Annotated in this window: 16 protein-coding genes; 2 read left to right on the top strand and 14 right to left on the bottom strand. The window is 45.4% G+C overall.

Going from position 1 to position 14,940, the window contains the following annotated elements; all coding sequences use genetic code 11:
* Positions 1–32 precede the first annotated feature (32 nt).
* The 3 genes from hflD to U0358_RS07015 all read right to left on the bottom strand — a co-directional run bounded on the left by hflD (position 33) and on the right by U0358_RS07015 (position 2,421).
* The gene (hflD, locus tag U0358_RS07025; protein WP_317496949.1) at positions 33–653 is read right to left on the bottom strand and encodes a high frequency lysogenization protein HflD; all 621 of its coding nucleotides are present in this window, start codon (positions 651–653) and stop codon (positions 33–35) included.
* Complete coding sequence (mnmA, locus tag U0358_RS07020) at positions 650–1,765, bottom strand: tRNA 2-thiouridine(34) synthase MnmA (protein WP_317496948.1); 1,116 nt, start codon at positions 1,763–1,765, stop codon at positions 650–652. Before mnmA ends, hflD begins: the two co-directional genes overlap by 4 nt.
* Positions 1,766–1,845: 80 nt before the next feature.
* The gene (locus U0358_RS07015) at positions 1,846–2,421 is read right to left on the bottom strand and encodes a pseudouridine synthase (protein ID WP_011234555.1); all 576 of its coding nucleotides are present in this window, start codon (positions 2,419–2,421) and stop codon (positions 1,846–1,848) included.
* Between the two features lie 106 nt (positions 2,422–2,527).
* On the opposite strand from U0358_RS07015, the gene U0358_RS07010 reads away from it, so the two are divergent.
* Both U0358_RS07010 and U0358_RS07005 read left to right on the top strand, forming a co-directional pair.
* A complete protein-coding gene (locus tag U0358_RS07010; protein ID WP_322405763.1) occupies positions 2,528–3,283 on the top strand; it encodes a hypothetical protein in 756 nt (251 codons plus the stop codon).
* A gap of 7 nt (positions 3,284–3,290) precedes the next feature.
* Positions 3,291–4,136: a glucosaminidase domain-containing protein gene (locus U0358_RS07005; protein WP_322405762.1), complete on the top strand. Its 846-nt coding sequence runs from the start codon at positions 3,291–3,293 to the stop codon at positions 4,134–4,136.
* 69 nt (positions 4,137–4,205) lie between these two features.
* Here U0358_RS07005 and ttcA read toward each other — a convergent pair whose 3' ends face one another.
* The 11 genes from ttcA to U0358_RS06950 form a co-directional block, all read right to left on the bottom strand.
* Positions 4,206–5,108, bottom strand: coding sequence for a tRNA 2-thiocytidine(32) synthetase TtcA (gene ttcA / locus U0358_RS07000; protein ID WP_322405761.1), 903 nt, complete (start codon positions 5,106–5,108; stop codon positions 4,206–4,208).
* Positions 5,109–5,174: 66 nt separating this feature from the next.
* Positions 5,175–6,101: a universal stress protein UspE gene (uspE, locus tag U0358_RS06995; protein WP_322405760.1), complete on the bottom strand. Its 927-nt coding sequence runs from the start codon at positions 6,099–6,101 to the stop codon at positions 5,175–5,177.
* Between the two features lie 68 nt (positions 6,102–6,169).
* The gene (locus U0358_RS06990) at positions 6,170–6,841 is read right to left on the bottom strand and encodes a sulfite exporter TauE/SafE family protein (protein ID WP_317496942.1); all 672 of its coding nucleotides are present in this window, start codon (positions 6,839–6,841) and stop codon (positions 6,170–6,172) included.
* Entirely contained in the window at positions 6,813–6,998 is a 186-nt protein-coding gene (ccoS, locus tag U0358_RS06985) for a cbb3-type cytochrome oxidase assembly protein CcoS (RefSeq protein ID WP_317496941.1), read from the bottom strand. The genes U0358_RS06990 and ccoS overlap by 29 nt, the downstream gene beginning before the upstream one ends.
* The gene (locus U0358_RS06980; protein ID WP_322405759.1) at positions 6,995–9,373 is read right to left on the bottom strand and encodes a heavy metal translocating P-type ATPase; all 2,379 of its coding nucleotides are present in this window, start codon (positions 9,371–9,373) and stop codon (positions 6,995–6,997) included. The genes ccoS and U0358_RS06980 overlap by 4 nt, the downstream gene beginning before the upstream one ends.
* A 4-nt stretch (positions 9,374–9,377) precedes the next feature.
* Positions 9,378–9,875 carry a FixH family protein gene (locus U0358_RS06975; RefSeq protein ID WP_317496939.1) on the bottom strand — a complete coding sequence of 166 codons (498 nt, stop codon included), beginning with the start codon at positions 9,873–9,875 and terminating at the stop codon, positions 9,378–9,380.
* Positions 9,876–9,928: 53 nt separating this feature from the next.
* Entirely contained in the window at positions 9,929–10,882 is a 954-nt protein-coding gene (gene ccoP / locus U0358_RS06970; protein ID WP_317496938.1) for a cytochrome-c oxidase, cbb3-type subunit III, read from the bottom strand.
* The gene (locus U0358_RS06965; RefSeq protein WP_317496937.1) at positions 10,875–11,057 is read right to left on the bottom strand and encodes a cbb3-type cytochrome oxidase subunit 3; all 183 of its coding nucleotides are present in this window, start codon (positions 11,055–11,057) and stop codon (positions 10,875–10,877) included. The genes ccoP and U0358_RS06965 overlap by 8 nt, the downstream gene beginning before the upstream one ends.
* Positions 11,057–11,677 carry a cytochrome-c oxidase, cbb3-type subunit II gene (ccoO, locus tag U0358_RS06960; protein WP_317496936.1) on the bottom strand — a complete coding sequence of 207 codons (621 nt, stop codon included), beginning with the start codon at positions 11,675–11,677 and terminating at the stop codon, positions 11,057–11,059. Before ccoO ends, U0358_RS06965 begins: the two co-directional genes overlap by 1 nt.
* Before the next feature lie 11 nt (positions 11,678–11,688).
* Positions 11,689–13,125 (bottom strand): cytochrome-c oxidase, cbb3-type subunit I, encoded by a 1,437-nt coding sequence (gene ccoN, locus U0358_RS06955; RefSeq protein ID WP_317496935.1) that lies wholly within the window; start codon positions 13,123–13,125, stop codon positions 11,689–11,691.
* Positions 13,126–13,267: 142 nt separating this feature from the next.
* Positions 13,268–14,908 carry a methyl-accepting chemotaxis protein gene (locus U0358_RS06950; protein WP_317496934.1) on the bottom strand — a complete coding sequence of 547 codons (1,641 nt, stop codon included), beginning with the start codon at positions 14,906–14,908 and terminating at the stop codon, positions 13,268–13,270.
* Between the last annotated feature and the right edge of the window lie 32 nt (positions 14,909–14,940).

Raw genomic sequence — 14,940 nt, 5'->3', positions numbered from 1 at the left:
GGCTCTCCGAGGGTTAATTAAATCGTTAATTGTTATGCGACATGCAGCAATTGCTGCGCTGTATCTAACATTTTCTTTCTAGAAAACACGAAATGACGACGCTTGCCGCCTACTTGCTGCCAAAGCACGGCACTGCGAATGCCAGCTAGCAACAAGGTTCTAATATGGTGTTGATTTGAGTCGCGTTTTAAAAACTCCGGGTTACCATTAATGCGAATGGGTTGTCCCAGGGGACTTATCAGTTCGCGATAAATTCCGGCTAAGCTTTGCTGTACACGTTGACTTTCAAACTCAAATTCTTCTTTTTGGCGTTTGACCTGAGCAATTTGCTCGCCAAGTGAATCAAGTATTTCAGGTTGCCTTAGTAAGCGTCTGGAAAGGTGAATCAACCCCACCAGATAACGGGTAACTTCAATGTCTTTACTTTTATTATTGCCTGCCTGACGAATAAACGCCTGAATGCCAGGCTGAATATTATCGAGCCCGCCGTATACATCTTCTATATTATTTGGGTTCTGCTGAAGAAGGCTGTGTACAAGCGTATCAGTGATAGATTCAGGGTAAAGCTCTCCGCTGCGAGCCAGCTTCTGCACAGCCATAGCACTTAACGACATACCAGCTAAGGCAATTACCCGTTGCTGCCATTCGTTCATAGCTTGACCTCAAAGTCAGTAATGCGCTGCTCTATTATGCCACCGCCTAAACACACATCATTACTGTAGAATACCGCAGACTGGCCTGGGGTAACCGCTGCAACCGGTTCTTTAAATTGAACCTGAAAGTCACCATCACTAAGCGGCGTAACCCGGCAGGGAATATCCTGCTGGCGGTAGCGCGTTTTCACCGTGCAATCGAAGGCCTCCGATGGGGCGTTTCGATTAACCCAATGCAGTTGTCCGGCAATAAGGCCTTGAGAGTATAGACGCGGATGGTTTTTCCCCTGCGCTACAATTAAAACGTTACGTTCGACATCTTTGTCGACAACATACCAGGGTTCGCCGGAATTATCGGCCATGCCACCTATATGCAGACCTTTGCGCTGACCCAGAGTATGATACATCAGGCCTTCGTGTTGGCCTAAGCTTTCACCTTCAACGGACTCAATAGGGCCCGGTTTGGCAGGAAGGTATTGCTGTAAAAAGTCTTTAAATTTGCGCTCGCCAATAAAGCAAATGCCGGTCGAGTCTTTTTTATCGGCTGTTACCAGGCCTTGCTCCTCCGCAATACGGCGAACTTCGGGTTTCTCCAGTTCTCCCACCGGGAACAGAGTCTGGGCAATGTGTTCGTGGCTCAAGGTATACAAAAAGTAGCTTTGATCTTTATTGCTGTCTAAGCCCCGCAGCATTTCCCATTTGCCATCATGCCGTTGACGACGCACATAGTGTCCGGTCGCAATATAATCGGCATCTAATGCGTCAGCGGCAAACTCAAGAAAGGCCTTAAATTTAATTTCTTTGTTGCACATAATGTCGGGGTTAGGCGTGCGACCCGCCTTGTATTCTTCCAGAAAATACTCGAATACATTGTCCCAGTATTCTGCAGCGAAATTGATTGTGTGCAGCTCTATACCCAGCGTTTCACAGACTTTTTCAGCGTCAGCTAAGTCGTCGGAAGCGGCGCAGTATTCGTCAGTATCGTCTTCTTCCCAGTTCTTCATGAACAGGCCTTCTACCTGGTAGCCCTGTTGCATAAGAAGGTAAGCTGAAACGGAGGAGTCGACGCCCCCGGACATTCCGACAATGACTTTTTTACTGGCATTTGACATAGGTTAACCCTAACTGACTATAGCTCCTGAATTGGCTGCGCATTCTATCATTTTAGCGCGCACGAGGGTAGCTCAGGAAGTTACCAAACGGGTGGCTCTGAACGCCATTCCCCGGGCTGCATTGTTTTTAATTGAAAAGGACCCACTGCGGCTCGTATCAGACGTAGGGTTGGCAAACCAACATGCGCTGTCATGCGACGAACCTGGCGGTTTTTACCCTCGCGAATTTTAAGGCAGAGCCAGCTGTCCGGAACACTTTTGCGCTCACGAACGGGAGGGTTTCGTGGCCACAAGTTCATTGGTTCAGGCATCACGAAGGCTTCAGCAGGGCGGGTCATTCCGTCGTTTAGCTCGACACCATTTCTTAATTGCTCTAATTGCTCTTCGCTTGGATCACCTTCTACCTGCACCCAATAGGTTTTCCACACTTTGTACTTAGGATTAGCAAGTCGAGCCTGATAAACGCCGTCATTGGTTAGCAACAACAACCCTTCGCTGTCTTTATCAAGACGCCCGGCGGGGTAGACGTCGTTATGGGGAATAAACGGCTTTAAAGTCTGGTCGCCTTCTTCTCCGGTAAACTGAGATAAAACGCCGTAAGGCTTGTTCAGTAGAACCAACTTGGGGTTTGCCGGTCGTTTTGTCTGCGATTTCATGACTGCCTCAGATTGTTCTGTCGATTTAAATTGGATCGTACCAGAGGATACTCTAGTATATCGGGCGCTAGTTTATCTTACTGATCAAAAAAGTGTGGGAATTTCTGTGGATGATAACAAAGTAACAATTGGTGGCTCATTAGTTGAATCGCTTAAAGGAAACTATCAGCTGTCGTTGCGGCAAGTTTTTGAGCAGGCATTTAACATTACCAAATCGAATCTGACTCCTTTAATTGGTGGCTTTTTGGTTTTATTGGGTATTAACGTGGTGATGGTGCTCATTTTGATGAACGTGTTTTCGATTGAGAGCCTGCAAACATCAATAAAAATTCAGTACTTTTCCAGCATTTTACAAGCTGTTATCAGTGCTCCTCTGTTAGGCGGTTTGATGCTAATGGGCATCAAGCACAGCGTTGGTATCGGTACAAAAAGCGCCGATGTCTTTAACGGGTTCAATGTAATGTTTCCTTTAATTGCAGTTGCTCTGATAAGCACTTTGTTAAGCATTGTCGCCAGTCAACTCTTTGGGTTGATTCACCCAAACGTTTCTATTTTGGCACAACTTTACATTACGGTTATTTTGATACTCGCCATGCCTTTAGTTATTGAGCGAGGAGTGGGCCCGCTAAACGCCTTGTACTATTCAATAAAAATCATCCATTTCAAGCTGCCTAAGTTTATCTTGTTATTTTTGATTCTTGCGGGCTTGTTACTTCTGGCTATTATTCCTTTTGGATTAGGCCTTATTTGGATGTTGCCAATGATGTATAACCTTCTGGGAGTGGTCTATCGGGAAGTCATTGGCGTAACCGTTATTGATAAACCCAAAAAAGACAGCTCGTCTGAGAATATTTCGGCTTGAGGATTACATGCGATTATTAACCATATTACTATTTATTGTATTAAGTGTAGCGGCATTATTTTTACCTTGGCTTATTAAAGATACCGCGTTAGAAACTCCTGAACAGTCAGTCACAGCTCATTTACCGGCCATTCCCGATGTGCCTGTTCACAGAGATTTACCTGACTTTATGTCGATGACCGATGTTACGGAAAAAAAAGAAGAGTTTTTTCGCTTTTTACTGCCAATGGTTGAAGCTGAAAATATACGTATATTGCATGACAGGGCTTACCTTAAAGCAATTTACGAGCGCTTTAAAAACAATGCGTTAACTGAGTCAGATAAAAAGCAGCTAGCGGACTGGATAGAGTATTATCGACTGGAAGACAATATTGCGATTGATGAAAATTTATTTGGTTTACTAAAACGCCGTATTGATATTATTCCGGAAATGATGGTGCTCGTTCAGGCTGCAAATGAATCGGGCTGGGGAACGTCCAGATTTTCACGTAAAGGACTGAACTTGTTTGGTCAATGGTGTTATTCCAAAGGCTGTGGTTTAGTTCCTACCGGAAGAGATGAAGATGGCCGTCATGAAGTTGCGCGATTTGACTCGGTTAATGCGTCAGTAAGAAGTTATATGCGTAATATTAATACTCATGGTGCTTATCTGGATTTACGTTTGCTGCGAGAACAAAAGCGCTTAGATAACGAAGATATTCTGGCAAGAGATTTAATTACGGGTTTATCAAGTTATTCTGAGCGAGGAGAAGACTATATTGATGAACTACGCGCAATGATTCGTATCAATCGACCCATTGTGAAACGAGTCAGTGAGGAATTGAGTACGCCGGAAGTTCCGCAACCAGAGTAAGGTTTAAGCGAAACTATATTGGAATAAATATAAGAGAGGCTCAATTCAGAGCCTCTTTTTGTATCTGGTTTAGGCCAAATGCTTGATGGGAATATTGCTGGCAAAAACAGGATTCTCTTCAGTTTCAAAGTTTGAAGTAAAGCTGTCAGTATCAAAGGCTTTATCGCCATTTTCATCAGCAACACCGTCTGCGGTAACGGCCTTAAAATCAAACAGGGCGCTGTCGGCTAAATGTGAGGGTACAACATTTTGCATTGCCGTAAATAAGCTTTCAATTCTGCCCGGGAACTGTTTGTCCCACCCATTAAGCATTTGCTTTATTTGCTTTCTCTGCAGGTTTTCCTGAGAGCCACACAAGTTACAAGGAATAATAGGGAATTCCATTGCGTCAGAGTATTGTTCTATCTCTTTTTCACGGGCATAAGCCAAAGGACGAATAACAACATGCTCGCCGTTATCGCTTGCCAATTTAGGCGGCATGGATTTCAACTTGCCACCGTGAAACATATTCAAAAAAAGCGTTTCGATCATGTCATCGCGATGATGACCCAGAGCGATTTTAGTCGCTTTTAATTCTTTGGCTGTTCGATACAAAATGCCTCGTCTAAGGCGGGAGCATAAAGAGCAGGTTGTTTTTCCTTCGGGAATTTTTTCTTTTACGATGCTGTAGGTGTCTTCTTCAACAATTTTGTAGTTAACACCAAGCTTTGCCAGATAGCCCGGAAGCACGTGTTCTGGAAAACCTGGTTGCTTTTGATCCAAGTTGACCGCAACCAGAGAAAAACGAACAGGAGCAACTTTTTGCAGATAGAGGAGGGTGTCCAGCAAAGTGTAACTGTCTTTACCGCCTGACAGACAGACCATAATATGATCGCCGTCTTCAATCATCCCGAAATCTTGTATGGCTTTACCCACATCGCGACGAATACGTTTCTGTAGCTTATCGAAACTGTATTTACTTTCACTGGCCATAGTGGCTCCTGCAACCTATTTCATCTGTAAGTTATGAGGAGCCGGATTATACCTGAGGCATTAAACTCAAGCGAGGGGACTGACAAAGTCTTCTGGCTTAATTGCCAACACATCACAATTTAACTCGTCCAGTACGTGTTCAGCTGTGTTACCTAACAAGGCTGCGCTTAACCCAGTACGGCCAATAGTGCCTAATACCACCAGTTCAGCATCGAGTTGTTTTGCGGCTTCGGGAATAACCTGTTCCGGCAAACCTTGCGACAAATGCTGATAATGGCTAGAAATGCCGTAATCGCGTCCCAGCGCGGCCATCCGGTTAAGGTGGTGCTGCTCGAGCGCGTCGCTGTATTCGCTGACATCAAACTCAGGGATTTCTACCGCTACATTGACGGGAGCGCTGGGATACGCATTAACCAGGTGAACACTGGCACTCAACACCTTACTCATTGATTGAGCATGTTCTATGATGCGTTTATTCAGGTCTTGATGGTGTTCCTCTTCCGAACCGGTATGAACGGCAGCAATTATTTGCCCATGGCTTGGCCACTCATGTTCTTTAACCAGTAAAACCGGGCAGGGGGCTTTTCGCAGTAAATGCCAGTCGGTTGGTGTAAAAATTAAGTTCTGGAAGCTTGCACTGACCTGAGTACCTTTTATTATGAGGTCGTGCTCGTGTTTTATCGCTTCTTTAATAATGGCTTCAAAAGGTCGGTTATGCCAGACCACATCGATATCAATACGAACCGAATCGGTATCGAATTCGCTCAGTACGTCGGTTAACCAGGTTCTTCTGTCCGCTATAAGATTTGAACGCATAACGTCACGTTCCTCACTGGACAGCATGGTTGTCATTTCGTAAGAAAAGTCATAAATAGACAAAAACAGTGTTAATCTGGCATCGCTCAGCCGAGCCATATGTAAAGCGCGTTTCAATGCTTTGTGCTGCTCATCTGCAGCGTCTATAACAACTAGAACGTGACGGAATGCGTCCATACTGACCTCGTAATTATCTATCTCTATTCACCCTTAAGATTAGACGAAATCAGCGGGCTTTGCAGGCTTTACTGGAAAAAAGGTTTGATTAGGGTCAGCATGCTCCATAAAGCATAAATTATGAGCAAAACTCCCATAGCAGTACGCACGCCCTGAGCGCGTAAAAAACGATGCAGGAATTGACTGAAATGTCCGGCGGCTATCATGGCTGGCAAGGTTCCCAGACCAAAAGCAGCCATGGTCAGCGCTCCATCGCTAGCTGAGCCGCTTAAAGCTGCCCAGCTTAGGGCACTATAGACCATACCGCAGGGTAACCAGCCCCATAAAGCTCCCGCAAAAAAAGTGGCAAAAATACCCGGCTTATTTCTGAGTTTTGCAGCCAGAGGCTGTATTTTCCGCCAAATTGGTCGGGCTGATTTCTCCAAATACACCAGTCCTGAAAACCACCCAGTAAAATACAATCCGAGCAACAGGAGAAAGACAACAGCCAACCAACGAAGAATGATTGTTGTATAACCACCTTCCGGAGCAAACAAGCCGATAGCCCCGCCAACCAAGGCTCCAATAAGCATGTAGGAACAAACCCGGCCTAAGTTATACAGCCAGACATGGTAGGGACGGGTATTGATACCCATGGCGCTGGCAATACCACCGCACATCATTAAGCAATGTCCGGCACCGGCCAACCCCATCAGTAAGGCTGTAACTAAATCAGCGCTTGGGTTTATCGGATTCATCATCAGCGTTATTGGTGTTATCTTCGTCGTCCATCAGAATATTGAGTCCCTGACGTTCAATGTCCTCAAACTGATCGGAACGTACCGCCCAAAAAAAGATCGCAACAGCGATAATAACAAAAATTATAGCGATGGGAATTAACGCGTAAATGACACTCATTTTCGATACAACCTTAGAGAGTTTCCTATTACCAGAAGAGAACTAAGCGACATACCAAGCGCTGCTGCCCAGGGAGCAATCATTCCGATAGCAGCTACAGGTAATACAGAAACATTATAAACCAATGCCCAAATGAAATTCTGTCTCATTATCTGACGTGTTTTGAGTGCGCTTTCTATTACTATTTTAATTTGGCTCAGAGATTCCGACATTAACACAACGTCGGCTGCCGTTTGCGCTAAATCAGATGCCTGAGAAAACGTCATTGAAAGGTCGGCTTTTGCGAGAACCGGGCTGTCATTAATGCCGTCACCAACCATCCAGACCGTATGTCCGGCTTCTTGTTGAGCCGTAACAAAAGTTAGCTTCTCTTCTGGTTTCAAGGCGCTGTGGTAGTCAGGTATGCCCAGTTCATGAGCCAGAGACTGAACTCTTGATTCGCTATCTCCGCTTAGAATTATGGGTTGATAACCATTGTTTTTTAACCAGTTAATGGTTTCAGCAGCATCTTCTCTTATTTGATCCTCCACTCTGAACTCGGCCAGCACGCGTTCTTTACTGGCAATAACCACCTGATGTTTGTTAAGAGCTTTAAACTCAGGATGCCACTGCTGGATGTAGGTTTCACTACCTGCGCGATAGGATTGACCATCAAATTTTCCTTGCAGGCCAAAGCCCATCTCGTTAGTGATGTCCTGAAACGACGCCGGAGTGTCCGAGAGTTGGCTTAACGGGACCGAAAGAGGGTGCTCGGAAAAAAGCTCCAGTCCGCTAACCAGTTTATCAACGGTGTTGGAGTCGATGTAATCTTTTCGCTCAACCAACCGAAACTTTCCTTCCGTTAAGGTGCCGGTTTTATCCAAACACACTTTATTCAGGTGTTTAACGGACTCAAGGACATCAGAACCTTTTAATAAAATACCATCTCTGTTTAGTCGATGAATGATGCCAGTTAATGCTGTCGGTGCCGCAAGAGACAAAGCACACGGGCAGGTGGCCACTAATACAGCCAAAGTAACCCACAAAGCATGATCTGGCTGGATCCACCACCAGCTGAAATAGGTAATAACTGCAACGGTTAAAATTGCAGCAATGAAATAGCCCGCCAGTTTATCGATAACTTGCTGTGCTTTCGGTTTAACCGCTAAAGCCGAGTCCTGCATTGCGATGATGCCGGCCAAAACCGTTTGCTGCGCGGTTGCTGTTACTTTTATCCGTATTGGAGAGTGTTGGTTAATACTGCCGGCAATAACCGCGTCCCCAAGCTTTTTCGATCTGGGCAGGCTTTCTCCGGTCAACAAGCTTTCATCAACCTGAGCTTGTTTATTCAGTAATTCACCGTCTGCAGGAATAGTCTCACCGGCTTTCACACGAATAATGTCACCTGTTCCCAGCAATTTAATAGCAACGGACTCATAGCCCTCTGGGGTTTCGCGGTTAGCCAGTTTAGGCAATAAGGTCAGACGGTTAGTGGCAAATTTTAACGCACGTTCTTTTGCCAGTAACTCCAAAAAGCGGCCCGTCAACAAGAAGAAAGTAAACATGGATATGGATTCAAAGTAAACTTCGCCCGTGTTGGTTATTGTCGCGTAAACACTGGCGCTGTAAGCACCTAATAAGGCGATACTGACGGGAATGTCCATGTTCAAACGCGATGCTTGTAAGGCTCTTAGAGCACCTGCGTAAAAAGGTTGTGCGCTGTAAAGAATAACCGGGGTAGCAAAAACCAGGCTGACGCTCCAGAGAAAGCGTTGCAGGTCCGGTGATAAGTCGCTGACAACGCCGAAATACAGGCCGAAGGCAATCATCATAACCTGCATAGTAGCAATGCCCGCTACACCTAACCGGCGGATATAACTCTTTCGCTGCCGTGCATATTGTTGCTCGGCTTCATTAGCCTGGAACGGCAACGCCTTGTATCCAATATTGGCTAAGGCTCTTAAAATGTCGCTTAATTTTAATTTCGCAGGAGACCAGCTAACCTGCACTCGGCGGCTGGTAACATTAACTACAGCTTTTTGTATACCTTGAAGGCGCAGCAATTCACGTTCAATTAGCCAGCCACAAGCCCCACAGGTAATGTTCTCTACGGTAAGAGTTGCGAGCTCGGTGTCGGCTCCCTCATGTCTTACAAACTCTTTTTGTAAGTCAGGGTTGTCATAGAGAGCTAAATCATTTAATTCTTCAGGAAGAACAGGGGAGTCCTGTAGTTGAGATGTGTCTCTGTGTTCGTAATAAGCGTGCAAGTTGTGCTGAATGATGGTTTGTGCCACAGCCTGACACCCAGCACAACAGACCGGTTTCTCAGCACCTTTGTACTCAACAGCAAGGTTAATCCCTTTAGGAACAGGCTGCAGGCAATGAAAACATTCCATTCAATTAAACTCCGTATAATAACGGACGAAGCTTAGTTAATTCGGATTTTGGCAGTTGATATTTTTCGCTTACTTTCCAGACCTCATTAAACGGCTCAACGGTTATAGTCCACTTGCCTTCTATCTCTTCAGGAATGTCTGTTCGATAGGTACCATCTGAAGCAACCGTCAACATACGGGTGAAATCTTTTTCGTCTTGCGTAGCGTGAATAAAAAACACTCGTAGAGCAGACAGTTCTTCCGGCTGACCCGATGCATACTTAAGAGTAAATTGGCCTTTCTCAGCAGTAAACTCAAAAGAGATATTACGGCGTTGTGCTTCCTCGACATGCTCGATAATTGCATTGATGGTTTTGCCACGCTTGTAGTAGTCATCAACCACCATGGAGACACCGCCCTGAGATACGGACAAATAAATGATAACGCCACAAACGATCATAACGGTAACGGGAAGAGAAATAAGAAACCATGGCCAGAACTGCTTATACCAGGGTTGAATCATAATGATACCTCATACAAAAAGCCCCGCCGTAGCGGGGCTGTGTTTACTGCGTTTTATTCTTCGTTAGACAAGCTGTAGACATAAGCTGAGATAACGTGAATTTTATCCTCACCTAAGATGTCTTTCCAGGCTGGCATAACACCGTTACGACCATGCTTCAGCGTTTCTTCAATTTTATTAATTGAACCGCCGTACAGCCAGACATCGTCAGTTAAGTTTGGCGCACCAAGCTGCTGGTTGCCTTTACCATCCGCTCCGTGACACGCACTACAAACTGCGAAGTTCGCTTTGCCGGCTTCGACTAAGTCAGCGTCACGTTCACGGCCACTTAAGCTGGCAACGTAGTTGGCGAGTTCATTAATTTCTTTATCACTGAACTGCTCACCAAACGCCGGCATATTACCTTGGCGCCCTTGAAGCAAGGTGGTTTTTATATCACTTGGTTCACCGCCATAAAGCCATTCGTCGTCTGTCAGGTTAGGGAAACCTTGACCACCCATCGCGTTCGAGCCGTGACATTGCGCACAGTTTTGCAAGAACAAACGCTGACCAACATCTAAAGCATCTTCATTGTTTGCCAATTCTTCAATTGGCTGTTTTGCAAATGCTTCAAAGATAGGGCCATACTTTTCTTCCGCAGCACGAACGGCGCGATCGTACTCAACAATCATTCCTTTTTCATGGGCTTCTTTCATTGCCTGACGAGACTCTTCTAAGGACTGAATATCCTGGTTTGAGCTTTTCCAGTCAAGTAAGCCGTTAAAGTTCCCAAGCCCAGGGTATAGAGCCAGGTATATAAAGCCCCATACAAAGCAGGCCCAGAACAAATAGGTCCACCATTTAGGAAGAGGGTTGTTTAATTCTACAATCCCATCGAAATCGTGGTCCATTTCCTGACCTTCTTCGATGTGAGTGTAATTTTTCATGTTCCAGCGCAGTAGCCAAATTAATACCACTAAGGTGGCCAGCGTTAAAACAATTATCCATGCACTCCAGAAGCTACTCATCTTTCTTCGACTCCGGTTTGTCGCTGTTATCTATTGATGATTCGTCCTCAAATATAGAATTAGCCGCATCATCAAATTGTTTTTTTGTACGGCGGCTGAACGCCCAGACCACAATGGCGATAAAAATTGCCAATATGATCAGGCTGAACACGCCGCGCCAAGTTCCGTAATCCATTACTTGTCAGCCTGCTGTAGCGTTGTGCCAAGCGATTGTAAGTAAGCGATAAGCGCCTCCATTTCAGTTTTACCCTGAACGGCTTCTTTTGCACCGGCGATATCCTTGTCTTCGTAAGGAACGCCCAATGTCCGCATAACTTCCATCTTCTTAGCCGTGTATTCACCCGTTAACTTGTTTTCTGCAAGCCAAGGGAACGCTGGCATATTCGACTCAGGAACCACGTTACGAGGGTTCATTAAATGAACGTGATGCCACTCATCGCTGTAACGGTCACCTACGCGAGCCAGGTCAGGACCTGTACGCTTGGAGCCCCAAAGGTGAGGGAATTCCCAAACGTGCTCACCAGCTAATGAATAGTGTCCGTAACGTTCCGTTTCTGAACGGAAAGGACGAATCATCTGGCTGTGGCAGTTATTACAACCTTCGCGCATATAAATATCGCGACCTTCAAGCTCTAACGCGGTGTATGGCTGCAAACCTTTTATGGGTTCATTGGTCTGGTTTTGAAACAGTAGGGGAGTAATTTCTACTAACCCACCGATAGAAACCGCAATGATCATTAAAATTGACAACCAACCTAAGTTTTTTTCAACAAATTCGTGTTTAAAACGACTCATTATTCTCTCCCTCAGGCAGTTTGTACGACGTTGCCTGCAGCTGTCTCACGACGGCCGGCACGAATTGTCTGATAACAGTTATAAGCCATCAGCAACATACCAACTACAATGAAAACACCACCGATAAAGCGGCCTGTCCAGAATGGATATGATGCCTGAACACTCTCTACGAAACTGTAAGTTAAGGTTCCGTCAGAGTTGGTTGCACGCCACATAAGACCTTGCATCACACCTGAAATCCACATTGAGACGATGTAGAAAACGACGCCGATAGTGTGTAGCCAGAAATGAACGTTCACCAGCTTAATGCTGTGAATTTCTTTCTGGTTGAACAGGCGTGGTACCAGGTAGTACATAGAGCCGATAGTGATCATTGCAACCCAGCCTAAAGCACCAGAGTGTACGTGACCCACAGTCCAGTCAGTGTAGTGAGAAAGTGCGTTCACTGATTTGATTGCCATCATCGGGCCTTCGAAAGTCGACATGCCGTAGAATGACAGAGAAACAATTAAGAAACGCAAAATTGGGTCGGTTCGTAGCTTATGCCATGCACCAGATAACGTCATGATACCGTTAATCATGCCACCCCATGAAGGTACGAACAGGATAACAGACATAACCATGCCGACTGACTGAGTCCAGTCTGGCAATGCGGTATAGTGTAAGTGGTGAGGGCCGGCCCAAATATAAAGAGAAATTAGCGCCCAAAAGTGAACAACCGACAAGCGGTAGGAGTAAACAGGGCGTTCAGCTTGCTTCGGTACAAAGTAATACATCATACCCAGGAAACCCGCTGTCAGAAGGAAACCTACAGCGTTGTGTCCGTACCACCATTGAACCATGGCATCGACGGCACCTGAATAGATTGAGTAAGACTTGGTAAACGACACTGGTATAGCAAAGCTGTTCACGATATGCAGCATGGCGATAACGATGATGAAACCACCATAGAACCAGTTAGCCACATAAATGTGTGATGTTTTACGAATAGCCAATGTGCCGAAGAAGACGATTAGGTAAGCAACCCAGACGACAGTAATTAAAATGTCGATAGGCCATTCTAGCTCAGCGTATTCTTTTGTGCTGGTAAGGCCCATAGGCAGAGTGATAACTGCTGCTACTATAACGGCCTGCCAGCCCCAGAAAGTGAAAGCTGCTAACTTGTCTGAAAACAAGCTAACCCTACACGTTTTCTGAACAACATAGTAAGAAGTGGCAAAAAGGGCGCTGGTACCAAACGCGAAAATAACAGCATTTGTATGCAGCGGGCGAAGACGGGAGTAGGTTAGCCAGGGAGTATTGAAGTTAAGCTCTGGCCAGACAAGCTGGGCAGCTATCAATACGCCTATAGCCATACCGACGATACCCCAAATAATCGTCATGACAGTAAACTGCCGGACGACTTTCATATTATATTCTATCGGTTGTTGTGGAATTGTTTGACTCATCTTTTAAATCCGCAGTGATGTAAAATCAGGAAAAAGGTGACTTTTACCAGACAGACACAATCCATGTAAAAGTGCATTTATTTTACGTCTTGTGAGTTGAAAGGTACAGGGGAGATTACCAGTATCCCCTGTATTTTTAAGGTTATTTTGTCTTAAACCGACTGACAAGTTGACTCAAGTCAACACTGTTTTCACTCAAGTTCCGACTGACTTCAGCAACGCGCGTATTAGCGTCCTGGTTAGCTCGAGAAAGATCGGAAATGCCAGTGATGTTCTCATTCAAATCTTTAGTTACCCGACTCTGTTCGTCAGTCGCTGACGCAATTTGGATATTCATACTCGATATATTCGCAACGGCTTCCTGAATTTGACTTATCGCTTGCTCAGCCTTGAGAGCTTCTTCATTCGTCGAGGCGGAGTGATGTTCAACGTCGCTGATGATTTTGCTCACCTCTTTAATTGCACCCTGGATACTTTCCACAATGGAGGAGATTTCGTCTGTTGAATGCTGAGTTCGGTTAGCCAAGGTTCTAACCTCATCCGCAACGACCGCAAACCCTCGTCCGGCATCGCCAGCGCGAGCCGCCTCAATAGCGGCATTTAATGCCAGTAAGTTTGTTTGCTCTGCTATAGCGACAATGACGCCGAGTATGTTCCCTATTTTGTCAGAGCCGTCTTGCAGCAAACGCGCTTTTTCGCCTGCTTTACCCAGCTCAGAAGTCAGCGCTTCAATGTTATTAACGGATTCTCGTACGATAATAGCTGAGCGTCCAGCTTCTTCGTCTGCGGTATTGGCCGAGTCTGCAGCCTGACGGGCGTGATCAGCAACCTCTGAAGCGGAGGAAGACAGTTCGGTAATGGCTGTCGCAACAGAACTTGTTTGCGAGCTAAGTTCATCACTTTGACGGCTGCTTGTACCCGATAACTCAGTCAACTGACTTGCAGCTTCGCTCTCATTTTTAGCACTTTCCTGCACATTTTGAACAAGTTGCTGAATTTTGTGAACAAAAGTGTTGAATGATTTTGCTAGCCGGGCGAGCTCATCAGAACCAGATTCATTCAACCGTCTAGTCAGGTCTCCTTCGCCTTCTGCGATATCAAACATAGCACTATTAATGGTTTTTAAAGGGCTGGTGATACTGCGTATGATGACAACAAACAACAAAAGCAGGGGGACGGATAAAACAATGGCTAAGCCCGCTAACTTAAAAAACTCCTGCCATAGAATAGCGTTAATGTTGTCGCTGTACTGTCCTGTGCCAAGAATAATGTTCCATGGCTCAAAAACGCGTATCCGGCTGACTTTCGCAACGAGATTATTTGCGTCATTGCCTTTTTGCCAAACGTATTCTACTGTCGCTTCGTTGGCCGAGCGTGCTTTGCGGACCATCTCCTGGAAGAGATGAGTTCCCTCCGGGTCCTCATAACTCATGACATCCTTACCAACTAACTTTTTTGTAAAAGGATGCTGAACCAGAATTCCATCACGATTCAATGTGAAAATGTATTCGCTGCCTTCGTATCTGATCTCGTCGAGACTGGTATAAGCTTTAGTTTTTGCTTCTTCCTCAGTCAAATTACCGTTCAGATATTGCTGGTGGTAATGACCGACCACACTGTGAGCCGTATCAAGAACGGAATCGAGCTTACGTTTTTCTTCTTTAACCAACAGGTTGTTCAGTAAGAACATCATAAAGGCTACCATCAGGGCGGTTCCCAGAGCGGCAATACCTAATAATGATATAAGTCTCTGTGTGATACTTAACTGCTGTACGATTTTCATTAATATTCCTCACTCAACCAGCGGAAAGCTTT

The sequence above is a fragment of the Idiomarina sp. PL1-037 genome (genome assembly GCF_034422975.1).
Taxonomy (GTDB): Bacteria; Pseudomonadota; Gammaproteobacteria; order Enterobacterales; family Alteromonadaceae; genus Idiomarina.
This window is presented reverse-complemented; position numbering and strand designations above follow the sequence as displayed.